Annotated in this window: 13 protein-coding genes; 12 read left to right on the forward strand and 1 reads right to left on the reverse strand. The window is 44.3% G+C overall.

Annotated features, from left to right (window positions below; all coding sequences use genetic code 11):
* The 12 genes from JMW64_RS13100 to ccmI form a co-directional block, all read left to right on the forward strand.
* The coding region (locus tag JMW64_RS13100; RefSeq protein WP_201555239.1) for a copper resistance protein B at positions 1-594 on the forward strand (594 nt) is incomplete at its 5' end.
* A 95-nt stretch (positions 595-689) separates the two neighbouring features.
* Positions 690-1166 (forward strand): DUF305 domain-containing protein, encoded by a 477-nt coding sequence (locus JMW64_RS13105; RefSeq protein WP_037059145.1) that lies wholly within the window; start codon positions 690-692, stop codon positions 1164-1166.
* Positions 1167-1316: 150 nt separating this feature from the next.
* Positions 1317-1472 carry a hypothetical protein gene (locus JMW64_RS13110; protein WP_201555241.1) on the forward strand — a complete coding sequence of 52 codons (156 nt, stop codon included), beginning with the start codon at positions 1317-1319 and terminating at the stop codon, positions 1470-1472.
* A 115-nt stretch (positions 1473-1587) separates the two neighbouring features.
* Positions 1588-4206: a copper-transporting P-type ATPase gene (locus JMW64_RS13115; protein WP_062844968.1), complete on the forward strand. Its 2619-nt coding sequence runs from the start codon at positions 1588-1590 to the stop codon at positions 4204-4206.
* A gap of 80 nt (positions 4207-4286) precedes the next feature.
* On the forward strand, positions 4287-4571 hold the full coding sequence (tatA, locus tag JMW64_RS13120; protein ID WP_011959992.1) for a Sec-independent protein translocase subunit TatA: 285 nt from the start codon (positions 4287-4289) through the stop codon (positions 4569-4571).
* A gap of 55 nt (positions 4572-4626) precedes the next feature.
* Positions 4627-5013: a Sec-independent protein translocase protein TatB gene (tatB, locus tag JMW64_RS13125; RefSeq protein ID WP_036599454.1), complete on the forward strand. Its 387-nt coding sequence runs from the start codon at positions 4627-4629 to the stop codon at positions 5011-5013.
* Complete coding sequence (gene tatC / locus JMW64_RS13130; protein ID WP_011959994.1) at positions 5010-5879, forward strand: twin-arginine translocase subunit TatC; 870 nt, start codon at positions 5010-5012, stop codon at positions 5877-5879. Before tatB ends, tatC begins: the two co-directional genes overlap by 4 nt.
* A gap of 104 nt (positions 5880-5983) precedes the next feature.
* A complete protein-coding gene (locus JMW64_RS13135) occupies positions 5984-7273 on the forward strand; it encodes an ATP-grasp domain-containing protein (RefSeq protein WP_036599449.1) in 1290 nt (429 codons plus the stop codon).
* Between the two features lie 244 nt (positions 7274-7517).
* Positions 7518-9572, forward strand: coding sequence for a heme lyase CcmF/NrfE family subunit (locus JMW64_RS13140; protein ID WP_058025868.1), 2055 nt, complete (start codon positions 7518-7520; stop codon positions 9570-9572).
* Positions 9565-10215 carry a DsbE family thiol:disulfide interchange protein gene (locus JMW64_RS13145; protein ID WP_062844966.1) on the forward strand — a complete coding sequence of 217 codons (651 nt, stop codon included), beginning with the start codon at positions 9565-9567 and terminating at the stop codon, positions 10213-10215. Before JMW64_RS13140 ends, JMW64_RS13145 begins: the two co-directional genes overlap by 8 nt.
* Entirely contained in the window at positions 10212-10775 is a 564-nt protein-coding gene (locus JMW64_RS13150) for a cytochrome c-type biogenesis protein (protein WP_062844965.1), read from the forward strand. Before JMW64_RS13145 ends, JMW64_RS13150 begins: the two co-directional genes overlap by 4 nt.
* Positions 10772-12052, forward strand: a complete 1281-nt coding sequence (gene ccmI, locus JMW64_RS13155) for a c-type cytochrome biogenesis protein CcmI (protein ID WP_062844964.1) — start codon at positions 10772-10774, stop codon at positions 12050-12052. The genes JMW64_RS13150 and ccmI overlap by 4 nt, the downstream gene beginning before the upstream one ends.
* A gap of 465 nt (positions 12053-12517) precedes the next feature.
* Here the strand turns inward: ccmI and JMW64_RS13160 are convergent, their stop codons facing one another.
* Entirely contained in the window at positions 12518-13282 is a 765-nt protein-coding gene (locus tag JMW64_RS13160) for a sulfite exporter TauE/SafE family protein (protein WP_227522957.1), read from the reverse strand.
* Positions 13283-13321 lie beyond the last annotated feature (39 nt).

Consider the following 13321-nt stretch of genomic DNA (forward strand, 5'->3'; position numbering starts at 1 on the left):
TTGGGCTATCAATTTGACGATGATCAAATCAATTATGAGTTTGATACGTGGTACGGTACAGACAGCAACCGCGTAACGCTACGTAGCGAAGGTAGTATCCAAACTAAAGATGATAAAGAAATTGATAGCTTAACCTCACTATCTTACTGGAAGCCACTTAGTATTTTTTGGAATGGGGAAGCCGGTGTTGCTTATGATACCGAAAATGATAAATCTGCCGTGATGGCTGGTATTGCAGGCACTGCACCTTACTTCATCGAAACCGATGCTAGAGCTTATTTATATACTGATGGGCAAGTTCGTCTAGATCTAGGTGCGGAGTATGAGTGGCGCTTAGATCAACATTGGGTAGTGATTCCAGAAGTAGAGCTGACGGCGTTTAGCAAAGATGATACAGATAACCATATTACTAAAGGCTTTAATGAGTTTGGGGCTGACGTTAGGCTTACTTACGAGATGTTAAGTCGTCAGCTCGCGCCTTATGTGGGTATCAGCTATGAGACCGCTTTAGGCAACGCAAGAGATTTGCGACGTCAAGAAGACGAAGCTGTTGATTCTAGTAGCGTTACAGCTGGTGTGAAATTTTGGTTCTAGTGTTAACCATGTAAGTAACAACAGTTTATAACACTAGCTCTAAAAAAAGGCACCTCTTTATTTAGGTGCCTTTTTACTAAATTAAGGACAAGAATATGAATAACCATATGGATAATAAACAGAAGCAAATGAACCCTTATGTAAAGTTCACAATCATGATTTTAACATCGACAGTCGTGATGTTTATCATGATGTATTTTAATACTTATCAATGGGATCACGTTTATTTTAGCGAAACCAGAGCTTATATGGCGTTATATATGGGCGCTATGATGGCTATTATTATGCTCGCCTTTATGACCAATATGTATAAAAAGACTAAGGTCAATCTAATGGTTTATGGGATTAGTGTCGTGCTATTTGCCTTTGGTTTATGGGGCGTTAGATCACAACAAACGGTCGATCAAGTGGATTGGATGCAGGCGATGATACCGCATCACTCGATTGCTATTTTGACCAGTTCGCGTGCTGATATCGAAGATCCACGTGTACGCCAGCTTGCTGATGACATTATCGAAGCACAAAAGCGTGAAATCGGTGAGATGCAAGCGCTTATTGATGAGTTGGAATAGGCAGTCACAAATTTTGAGCACTTTGTATTAGGTGTTATTAAGTAAGCAGACTATTGAGAGGTGTACGTTCACACACTAGCACTATATCATTACTTATACTAAGGAAATAACAAATAAGGAGTCCTTGTAATGGTTATTATGATGCACGGTATGATGAACGGGACTATGCACGGCATGATGAATGGATCGATGCACGGTATGGGTTGGGGAGAATCTATTGTCTCCTTATTGTTTACAGTACTGGTTTTTGCGGTACTGATATTGACTATTATGGCCTTACTCAAATATTTGCGTAATAAAGATTAAGTTCCAATTGAAACTTAATTTTCGAGATATCTAGATTAGTAATTAGATGAATAGCAATTAAAGGTTGATGATTGTGCTTTAAAAGCTTTATTTATTGTCTTCAAGGAGTGATTTTATGAAACATATTGCCGATGAAAAATCTATCAAAGGTGGTCAGTACGATAAAGTGCCAGAAAACTATAGTGGTACGGTTTATATCTGCCCGATGCATCCTGAGGTTAGAGATACTGAGAAGAGCGATTGTCCGATATGCGGCATGTTTCTCAAACCTGAAGACGAGGTTGCTGAATCCAACAATAATGAGGGCAGTCATGCGCATTGTCATAAAGCGGATGCTAATAATAGTACTGAGTTAAAGTCTGTCGAAGGCAATAAGTACGACAAGATACCAGAAAATTATAACGGCACGATTTATATTTGTCCTATGCATCCAGAAGTAAGAGATGTTGAAAAAAGTGACTGCCCAATATGTGGCATGTTTCTTAAACCTGAAGACGAAGTTGCTAAAGATGATAGTCACGCCAGTTGTCATGGAAAGGATACTGATAGTAGCGGAGTAAAATCTGTTAAAGGCGGTAAATACGATAAAGTACCTGCTGATTACGATGGCACGGTATATACCTGTCCTATGCATCCTGAAGTGAGAGACGTTAGAAATAGCGGTTGTCCGATATGTGGTATGGCGCTTGAGCCCGAAACGCTTACTATCGGTGAAGAGGACACCTCAGAGCTTGACGATATGACTCGTCGTTTTTGGATATGTACCGTGTTGACTGTACCGCTATTAATATATGTGATGAGCGGTATGTTTGACTTAAACGTAGTTAATTTTAGTCAGTATGGTATCTCTTCAAAGATCTTACAATGGGCTGAGTTAGTGCTCGCGACCCCTGTAGTGCTTTGGGGCGCCGCCCCGTTTTTCGTCCGTGGCTGGCAGTCTATAAAAAGCCGCAATCTAAATATGTTTACCTTGATTGCGATAGGCGTAGGCGCTGCTTATATTTTTAGTATTGTCGCGACCTTTTTTCCCGATATTTTCCCAGACAGTTTCAGAGATGCCTCTGGTCAAGTCGGAGTCTACTATGAAGCGGCAGCGGTCATTGTGACCTTGGTGCTACTGGGTCAAGTATTAGAGCTCAAAGCTAGAAGTCAAACTTCAGGTGCGATTAGAGCTTTGCTTGAGCTCGCACCACCAACCGCAAGACGTGTCGATGAAAACGGTAAAGAAGTCGAAGTCTCGCTTGATGAGGTCGTCACTGGCGATAAGCTACGGGTTAAACCAGGTGAGAAACTACCCGTAGATGGTACAGTGATCGATGGTAATAGTAATGTTGATGAATCAATGGTGACGGGTGAGCCAATCCCTGTATCAAAAGTAGCAGGAGATACAGTGACTGGTGGTACGGTAAATGGCACCGGAACGCTATTAGTCGAAGCGGTCAATGTTGGAGCAGATTCAGTATTATCTAAAATTGTACAAATGGTTGCTGAAGCCCAGCGTAGCCGCGCACCTATACAGAAATTGGTAGATAAGGTAGCTGGGTGGTTCGTACCGATCGTGCTTATTTGCTCCGTCATTACCTTTATTGTCTGGGCGATATTCGGCCCTGAGCCCGCTATGACCTATGCTTTGGTTAACGCGATTGCGGTACTGATTATTGCTTGTCCTTGTGCCCTTGGTCTAGCGACGCCGATGTCCATTATGGTTGGTACCGGCAAAGGCGCGCAAAACGGCGTCCTCATCAAAAATGCTGAAGCGTTAGAGAGTATGGAAAAAGTCGATACCATTGTCGTCGACAAGACCGGAACACTGACCGCTGGTAAGCCCGAGCTTACCGCAATTGATGCGCAGGTAGGTCAAGATGAAGACGAGTTCCTCGCATTGGTAGCCTCAGTAGAAAGCGCTAGCGAGCATCCTTTAGCAGAAGCTATCGTTAGAGCAGCTCAAGAAAGATCACTCATTATTCCTAAAGCTACTGACTTTAATTCGACTACTGGCGAAGGCGTACAAGCCGTGGTCGATGGTAAGAAAGTCGCTATTGGTAACTCTAAGCTTATGGAAAGCCTAAATAGTTTTGATAATGAGCTGTCCACTAAAGCTGATGTCCGTAGAAAAGACGGAGAAACGGTAATGTTTGTGGCTATAGACGGTAAAGCTGCGGGTATTATTTCAGTTGCTGACCCTATTAAACCAAGCACTAAAGAGGCTATTTCACTGCTTCATGACGCAGGTTTAAAAGTTGTGATGCTAACCGGTGACAACGAAAAAACCGCGCAGGCAGTCGCCAATAAACTAGGTATTGATGAAGTTCATGCGGATGTCTCACCAGAGGATAAAAACCGTATCGTCAAAGAAATGCAAGACAGCGGTAAATTGGTCGCTATGGCGGGTGATGGTATCAACGACGCACCAGCGCTAGCGCAAGCTAATGTTGGTATCGCTATGGGAACTGGTACCGATGTGGCGATGGAGAGTGCGGGCATTACCCTGCTAAAAGGTGATTTAATGGGCATTGCCAAAGCTTATAAGCTTAGCCACGCCACCATGCGCAATATCAGACAGAATCTGTTTTTTGCCTTTATCTACAATGCACTTGGTGTTCCTATTGCCGCAGGTGTGCTCTATCCCATATTTGGGCTTCTGCTCAGTCCGATGATAGCAGCGGCAGCGATGAGCTTGTCGTCATTCTCGGTGATTGCTAACGCGCTGCGATTGCGCCGTTTGAAACTATAATTCTGGTACGGTAAAAAGTGTTCTAAAGCACACTGACACATACTGGTCTAAACAAGATCACAAAATATAAGGATACCGTTATGGGCAGCTTTTCTATTACACATTGGCTGATTTTATTGGTCGTAGTGGTGGTCGTATTTGGTACTGCCAAGCTTAAAAATGCAGGTAAAGATTTAGGCGGTGCGGTGAAGGGTTTTAAAGAAGCGGTCAAAGATGAAGAACCCGAGAATGCTCGCAAAAATCATGTGCTTAGCCATGAAAATAGTACGCCAGCTGCAAGTAATGATTTAAATACGCGTGTAGGTAATCAGGCTGATGATATGGAAATCAGCCCTATTTCCACTGATGACCAGCCTAAAGTATGAAGCGCGCCGCTTATAAATAGCGGCACTAAGTAGTCTATTAATATATGTGACTGTTATGTTTGATATTGGGTTTTCCGAATTACTCTTGTTTGGCGTCATTGCTTTAATCGTATTGGGGCCAGAAAAACTGCCGCAAGCCGCACGTACCGCTGGGCAATGGTATGCCAAACTGCGCCGTACAGTATCCACTCTACAATCTGAAATAGAAGCTGAGCTTGATCTAGCTGAAACACGTCAACAAATGCAAAATGAACTTGCGAAAATCCGTCAGACCGAGTCGGATATGAAGCGCGAATTAGCAGAAATGCGTGGCAGTATGCAAAAGTTTGAGCAGTCACAGAACCAAAGCCTAGACGCTTCACATCAGTCAATCACCCCTTATGATAAAGACCATCAACAGAATACTACCTCCTCGTTCATTAAACAGGAGGCGGATCAGTGAGCCTATTTAAACGGCAAAAAAGTCGACAAGAAAAAATAACAGATATAGAGTTTGAGGCGCCAACAGATACAACACAGAATAGTGAGTCTGGAGATACGTTAGGTACGCTTGGCGATATGCCTATTACCGGACATTTAATCGAGCTGCGTACGCACTTAATAAGAATATGCGTGGTCGTCTTAATTATATTCTTAGTATTGGTGGGATTTTCACGCGAGCTTTATAATCTTTTATCAGACCCATTAGTGGCGCAGTTACCCATCAATTCGACCATGATTGCCACTGATATAACGTCAAACTTTATGGCACCCATTCGCTTAACGATATTCGTCGCCGCATTTTTAGCAATGCCTTATATCCTGTATCAAATTTGGTCATTTGTAGCTTCCGGCTTATATAAAAAAGAGAAGAAAATTGCCATTCCTGTACTGCTATCTTCGATATTTCTATTTTATGCTGGTGTTGCTTTTTCCTACTTTGTCGTACTCAAAGGGGTATTGAAATTTTTTATTATGTTCGCTCCGCAGAACGTTATACCAATGACCGATATTGACAGTTATCTGAGCTTTGCCCTCAAGCTATTTATGGTGTTTGGACTGACTTTTGAGATTCCAGTGGTTACCTTATTGCTGATAATGGCCGGAATCGTTTCTACTCAAATTTTAGAAGATAAGCGTCGTTATATCATAGTCGGCTGTTTTGGGATCGCCGCGGTAGTGACACCGCCTGATGGTGTATCAATGCTGTTGTTGGCGATTCCTATGTGGCTATTATTTGAGCTGGGTTTACTCTTAGCAAAGATATTAATTAAAAATGAACGAAATAATGATTTAGTCTCAGGGAATGAAACATTAGAAAGTAGCTAGCACTACTTAAATACGCCAAGAACCTTTTTTACTTTTTACTTTTTACTTTTTACTTTTTACTAGAGTATGTCAGCGTGAGTACTCTACTTAGCGACGGACTCTAAATGGAACACCCAACTAATAACAACGAAAAAAATGACGGTCTTGCAAATCGACTTAACCAAGAGTGCTACTGCATTACCCTTGATCGTAAAGCGCTTAATACAAGCCTTCAAGATCAATTGGTAGAAACTAGAAACAATCCAATAGGAGCGAACGAGCTTAATAAGCTTTTTTCAGCAACACCCGTGTTCGTTCCCAAAACAGAGATAGAGGCGATGGAGCGAATCGTCAGGGCTATCGAGTCAGCTGCCGAACTGCCATTGTATCAAGAGCAAGTGCTGTCGTGGGCACCAGAAATAGCTGCTTTCGACCCAGGCCCAATAGGGGCCCTCATGGGTTATGACTTTCACTTGGGTAGCGATGGACCTCAGCTCATCGAGGTCAATACTAATGCCGGTGGCGCATTTCTGAATGTGTTGCTCGCTCGCGCACAAAAACGCTGTTGCAACCCCTCAGAGCAAAGCGCTGCAACCAATCAAATGCTAGATAGGTTCGAGGAAGCAGTGTTTGACATGTTCAAACAGGAATGGCAGCGACAGTCCGCTGTTGCTATGCCCAATCGGATAGCCATTGTGGACAATGACCCCGAGAGTCAGTTCATGTTCTTAGAGTTTGAGTTAGCCTGTCAACTGCTCCAAGCTAGAGGTATTGATACTGTGATACTTGATCCCTCTGAACTCGAGTATATCGACGGTACGTTAACAGCCCATGGCCAGAAAATCGATATGATTTACAATCGGCTTGTCGACTTTGCATTTGAGGACCCTGACCATGTATTGCTTAAGCAGGCTTATTTAGAGGGTGCTGTGGTAGTGACACCCAATCCCCGCGTACATGCTATGTTGGCCAATAAGCAAAACCTGACATTGCTATCAGACTCCCAAATATTGCGCTCTTGGGGTCTGGATGAGGCTGCAGTGGAGTGCCTCGAAAGGTCTGTACCGAGGACTAAGATTGTATCAAGAGACGATGCAGCAGAGTTGTGGCTTACTCGGCGGCAACTGTTTTTTAAGCCAGTTGCTGGTCATGGAAGCAAAGGCGTTTATCGCGGTAGCAAACTGACTCGACGCGTCTTCGAAAACATTCTGGATGAAGATTATATCGCACAGACCTTTGTCCCTGCAGGAGAGAGATCACTCAAAATTGATGACATCGTAACAACAAGAAAGGTAGATATACGTCTTTATACGTATGGCGGAAAACTGTTACTACCTGCTGCGCGTGTGTATCAAGGTCAGGTGACTAACTTCCGTACGCCAGGCGGTGGATTCGCGCCTGTCTTTCAGGTGTGATCGTCTAGGTCTTATTTAGATAGCATTAGGCTGTTATAAGTCCGGTTAACTAATTCAATATTCTTCTTACCTAACAAAAGATGGTTGTATATTTATGATTGTCTATTACTTTCGGCACGCTTTTCAAAACACTTCGAAAACAATTGGAGCTAGAGATAGCAGTAAATTTCAATAGTTTCCAATAATAAAAATCCAACCGTTACAGTGAGCTTAAATCATATTAGAGTAAACAGGGTTAGACCGTATGTTAATCACAGAATTGGGTTATTTTGCCTTGCTAGCCGCCTTAATCTTGGCGATTTTGCAGGTGGTATTACCAACGATAGGCGTTATGCGTGACCATGTTGCTTGGCAGCGTTTGGCACCGAGTTTGGCATGGGCACAGTTTGCTGCCATGATTTTTTCATTTGTTGCATTGATGGCAGGCTTTTATTTCAATGACTTTAGTCTCGTCTATGTCACGCAGCACTCTAATACTTTGTTGCCTTGGTACTATAAACTCTCGGCGACATGGGGCGGACACGAAGGCTCGCTCTTGTTGTGGATGACCATCATGGCCACGTGGTGCGCGCTGGTCTCCTATTTTAGCCGTGGCTTACCGTTGTCGATGCGCGCGCGGGTACTCGTGATATTGGCCGGTGTGCAGGTCATGATGCTAGCGATGCTGATTTTTACCTCGTCGCCATTTGATCGTACCTTGCCCAATCTGCCCGTAGATGGGGTAGATCTCAACCCACTTTTGCAGGATTTTGGGCTGATCGTTCATCCACCGATGCTGTATATGGGTTATGTGGGCTTAGCGGTGCCATTTGCTTTTTGTATGGCGGCATTGTGGGAAGGGCGTTTGGATGCAGTATGGACACGTTGGTCGCGTCCATGGGCGCTAGCGGCTTGGGGGTTTTTGACCGTTGGTATCGCTCTTGGCTCTTGGTGGGCGTATTATGAGCTTGGCTGGGGCGGCTGGTGGTTTTGGGATCCTGTAGAAAACGCCTCACTGATGCCTTGGCTTGCCGGTTTAGCCTTGCTGCATTCGTTGGCAGTGACTGAGAAGCGCGGTGTCTTTAAAGCATGGACCATTATGCTGGCTATCTTTGCTTTTGCCTTAAGTCTCTTGGGTACTTTCCTTGTACGTTCAGGGGTTATTACCTCAGTGCATTCGTTTGCCGCTGACCCCACTCGTGGTCTGGTAATTTTAGTGATTCTTGGCATCATCGTCGGTGGTGGTTTGCTGATGTTTGCGCTGCGTGGCTGGCGTTTGACGATTGAAAGTCAGTATCAACTGGTTTCGCGTGAGTCATTTTTAGTCATTAACAACGTCATCATTTTGATTGCAACGTTAGTGGTATTGCTTGGTACCCTCTATCCTATCATTGCCGACGCCTTTAGCTTGGGTCAGGTATCGGTAGGTCCTCCGTACTTTAATGCGCTATTTGTGCCTTTAACATGGCTATTGCTGGTTGCCATGGGTATGGGCTCCAATATCCGCTGGAAACAAGATAAGCGTCCATTGTTAGGCGTTGGTATGGTCATTGCGGCGAGCAGTCTAGTATTAGCTGCAGTCATCACTTACTTTGTCAGTCCATCTGCCATGCTTAATATTGGTGTAACACTAGCAGTAAGTTTTTGGGTACTGTTCTGGATGGTGGTTGATTTCAAAGACAAAACCAAAAATGCACCAAGCTTTTTGCAAGGCTTAAATAAGCTGCGTTTAAGCTACTGGGGTCAGCAAACGGCACATATTGGTGTGATTGTAGCGGTCATCGGTGTTGCCTTTACCAGTACCTTGAGTATCGAGCGCGATGTGGCATTGAGTGTTGGCGAAACGGTCCATGTCCAAGGTTACGACTTCACCGTTAAAGGCTTCCGCGAAGTCAAAGGCAGTAACTATGATGCGACCCAAGCTGAGGTCGAAGTGAGTAAAGATAGCCGTGCTGTGACTACGTTATACCCTGAAAAACGCAATTACATTATTAGCATGATGCCAATGACCGAAGCAGCGATTGATGACAGTCTGATGCGTGATGTGTACGTCGCACTTGGTGAACCTATAGCTGAAGGCAGTAATAAATGGGCCGTACGTATTTATGTGAAGCCATTGATTCGTTGGATATGGCTCGGCGCTATTATTATGGCATTGGGTGGTCTGCTGAGTATGCTTGATAGGCGCTATCGTCTCAAAACATCCAAGACCCCTGCACAAATTGCAGCGAGTAAGTCAGGCTTTACGACGGTTACTGATTTAGATGTTAAAAGCACTACTAATAACACGACACTAATAGGGGAGAAGCAAAATGACTAAGTCTAATCATTTTTCCGAGCAACCCCCTGAAACAAAAGGTAATCGAACAATGAAAAAAAGCCAAATTAGAATATGGTTTTTGATCCCGCTGATCATCTTTGCTGCTGTTATGGTTATGCTTTATTTTCGTTTGGGGCAGCCGACTGAAATCGTAACCAATACCGCGCTTGAACGCCCAGTACCAGCGTTTGAGCTGCCATTGTTGTCCGATACCAGTCGGATCATGACCAATGACAACTTACCTGATGAGCCCTTTTTGATGAATATTTGGGGCTCTTGGTGCCCAACTTGCGTTATTGAGCATCCTTTTTTGATGCAACTAGAAGAGCGTGGTGTCAATCTGGTTGGCGTGAATTATAAAGACGATATTGGTGATGCTTTCGGTTATCTGAACCGAGGCGGTGATCCCTTTTCGATGTCTATTCAGGATTTGTCCGGCCAGTTTGCCTTGGACTTAGGGTTGACGGGTGCGCCTGAGACTTTCACTGTCGATGGTGAAGGCGTTATTCGCCAGCACATTGTTGGTGAGATTAACGAGAGTAACTGGCAAGATCGTATTGAGCCTTGCTTAACGGTACTCAATGATGCCAATGATAATAACGTCAGTCCAGATGCGATTCAGGTTGAAGAGGTGTGCAAATGATAGCCCTTTCAATAAAGGCCGTTACGATAAAAGTAGCGAGCTTAATACTTGCCTGTCTCCTAAGTGTGACCAGCTATGCGGCGATTGACGTCTATGATTTTGATTCTGTCCAACAAGAAGCACAATACCGAGGATTGATCGAAGAGCTACGTTGCCCGAAATGCCAAAACCAAAACTTGGCAGGTTCTGATGCGCCGATTGCCCAAGACTTAAAGCAAAAAGTCTATGATTTGATTAAAGACAGACGTAGTGATGCGGAAATCCGGGATTATATGCAAGAGCGCTACGGCGATTTTATCAGCTACAAGCCGCCTGTACGTCCATCGACATGGATTTTATGGTTTTTTCCGCCATTGCTACTGATCGTATTATTGATAGGGTGGTTTTGGCAAAGCCGTCGCCGCCAGCTGGTAGCGAGCGGTCAGAGTAGAGTGACGGTAGATAATACCGCCTCGGAGCTGACTGCCGCCGAAAAAGCCGAACTTGATCGTCTGCTATCGCGTGCCAATAGCACCGATAATGACGCTCATGACACCACAAGCCCCGAGGACAAAAAATGACCATATTCTCTACTGCTGGCTTATTTATTGCTCTAAGCTTACTGATTGCCTTACTCCTTGCTGTTATTACCATCATGCCATGGCTGCGCGCCACGCGTACATCAGGCACTTCTGTGGACAACCAGCTACTAGATATCAACGTGGCGGTGTTTCGCGAGCGTCTGGCAGAGCTAAAAACAGACAAAGACAGTGGCACCATCGATGATGCTCACTACCAAAACCAAAAGCTTGAGCTTGAGCGGCAACTATTGGATGCCCAGCGTGAAGTCACGCCGATGGTCACCCCTGGTATCAAAAGCCGCTTGATCCTCATGGTTTGGGTGCCTGTATTGGCTGCGCTGGCGTATCTGATGGTGGGTGACCGAACGCCTGTGTTTGATCTGTGGACGGCCGAAGACAAGGTCGGAAAAGTCGCTGATGACTTGTTGACTGGCAAAATCGATCAGCCACCTGTATGGGCAATCGAAAACGGCCAGCAGCTTATCAGCGCGATGCAGACCAACGTTTATCGTCATGCCGATGATCCTGATCGCTGGATGCGTTTGTCAGAGCTGTTTTTATCGCTTGAAGCTACCGACTCAGCGATTGAAGCTTTGTCACGCGCTTACCGTCTGTCACCAGACAATGAAGAGATTGCGACCACTTATGCGCAGATTAGCTTTTTTGCCAATAAAGGTCAGCTTGATGCCAGTAGCCGCCGTGTATTACAAGATGTCCTTGCCAAAAATCCACAGCATGAAGGTGCGCAGATGCTAATGGCAATGGGTGAGGCACGTGGTAGTAACTTTGCAGAAGCGCAAGGTTGGATTAAGCGTTTACGTGAGAGCATCGCTGCCAAACCAGGTGACCATAGTAAAGCGCTAGCGAGCCTTGATGAGCTAAGTGCTAATGTCATCGAGCAAGAGCAGCAAGCCGCGCAAGGTATCGAAGTTACCGTCTCTATTGATGCGAGTCTATTACCATTGGTTAAAGCCAATGATGTGTTGTTTGTAGCGATACGTGATGTGAAAGGGGGCCCTCCGTTTGCCGCCAAACGTTTACCTATTAGTATCATCAAGCAAGGTAAAGCCAGTATCCGTTTAAGCGATCTTGATGCGATGATGCCAGAACGCACGTTACAATCTGCCCGTAGCGACAAAACTCAGTTAGCAGTCGTTGCTCGTGTTAGCCATAGTGGGACTGCGTCCGCAGAGTCGGGTGATCTATCAGGTAACCCAGTAGTGATTAGCGCTGAACAGACTCAAGTTAATATTGAAATCAATCAACAGATCCCTTAACAAATGATTATTACAGTAAGTTTCATAATACTAGAACCGTATGTAGGACAGCTTTTGAAAGTGGTGCTATCAATAGCTGTATAACCTATTAGTAAAGAAGTAAAAAACGGCTATGGTGTTTTGCTAGTGAAATAATTGGACGGATGACTATAGAAAGTCTTGATTAAACATAACAGACAGCTCATTTTCAGCTTCCCGCAGAAGAGGTATATGGCTTAATAACTCTACTAAAGACTTTTTAACAGTGGGACCATGAGTAAATACGGTGGCAAAGGTTTGCTTGCTGCTCACTATTTAGAATTAGTACCGCACAGGCAACCATGCCTCGAATGAATTCTTAGTTATCTATCCCTATCTGAGTATCCCGCGTTTCAGCTATGGTCCGCGTAGCTTGTTTTTACATCAGTATTGTTAGCTCTAGCAGTGATAATGAATATATTCACTGTCAGATAACTTTGGTTTAATTTAAAACAGAATCATGACGTTTTGGACAATCATCACTACGCCACTAATGACCATTAATAGGATCAGCATCACTCTAAACTGCTTGATATTCATACCTGCTAAAAAGCGCTTACCAATGATGTTGCCAACCACAGCACCAAGCCCTAAAGCAAAGCCATAAATCCAAAGATTGGCAGTCAATACGCCAAAAAAAGTATAACTACCAATCTGAGCCAATCCTACAAAGAATGAATTAGCTGTTTTAGTAGCGATTAAATCTTCTTTTTGTAATCCCGTATTCATATAGAAAGGATTGAGCACAGGACCCAAACCGCCGACGAGTGTGCTAATGAACGCCGTAATAAAACCTAAAGGCACAAACCCCAGTTTAGGCATATTAAAAGATTTTTCTACTTTGCCAAAACGATACTGCAAGACGGTAGATATCAAAAATGCACCCACTAATAACTGAATCCAGCTCCCATCAAGACGGCTAAATAATAATGCAGCTAACCACGCACCAACGATAGCGCTTGGCGCATAATACTTTATTAGCGACCAGTCGATATGATGCCAAAATAAATAAAGACGTGAAGGGCGACTAATGAAATTACCTAAATTAATCACGGGTGGCGCAGCCGAGATCCCTATCAGCGCAGAGGTGACAGGTATAAGTAAAAGTGCACCGCCACCTCCTGATATGGTGGAAATCACAAAAGCAATCATACCCGCCAAAAACAGCCCTGCAAGATGCCAATTAGGAATTGCTTGTAAAATATCGAGCACGGTTAAGCTCCAACATTAACAGAAGGGAACGAGATTGTT

The sequence above is a fragment of the Psychrobacter immobilis genome, assembly GCF_904846065.1.
Lineage (GTDB): Bacteria > Pseudomonadota > Gammaproteobacteria > Pseudomonadales > Moraxellaceae > Psychrobacter > Psychrobacter immobilis_H.

Bases quoted from the DNA above. Each gene is read 5' to 3' on its own strand.
- tatB (WP_036599454.1), top strand. From the start codon at position 4,627: ATGTTTGATATTGGGTTTTCCGAATTACTCTTGTTTGGCGTCATTGCT.
- tatA (WP_011959992.1), top strand. From the start codon at position 4,287: ATGGGCAGCTTTTCTATTACACATTGGCTGATTTTATTGGTCGTAGTG.
- JMW64_RS13150 (WP_062844965.1), top strand. From the start codon at position 10,212: ATGATAGCCCTTTCAATAAAGGCCGTTACGATAAAAGTAGCGAGCTTA.
- JMW64_RS13110 (WP_201555241.1), top strand. From the start codon at position 1,317: ATGATGAACGGGACTATGCACGGCATGATGAATGGATCGATGCACGGT.
- JMW64_RS13105 (WP_037059145.1), top strand. From the start codon at position 690: ATGAATAACCATATGGATAATAAACAGAAGCAAATGAACCCTTATGTA.
- JMW64_RS13140 (WP_058025868.1), top strand. From the start codon at position 7,518: ATGTTAATCACAGAATTGGGTTATTTTGCCTTGCTAGCCGCCTTAATC.
- JMW64_RS13135 (WP_036599449.1), top strand. From the start codon at position 5,984: ATGGAACACCCAACTAATAACAACGAAAAAAATGACGGTCTTGCAAAT.
- JMW64_RS13115 (WP_062844968.1), top strand. From the start codon at position 1,588: ATGAAACATATTGCCGATGAAAAATCTATCAAAGGTGGTCAGTACGAT.
- ccmI (WP_062844964.1), top strand. From the start codon at position 10,772: ATGACCATATTCTCTACTGCTGGCTTATTTATTGCTCTAAGCTTACTG.
- JMW64_RS13145 (WP_062844966.1), top strand. From the start codon at position 9,565: ATGACTAAGTCTAATCATTTTTCCGAGCAACCCCCTGAAACAAAAGGT.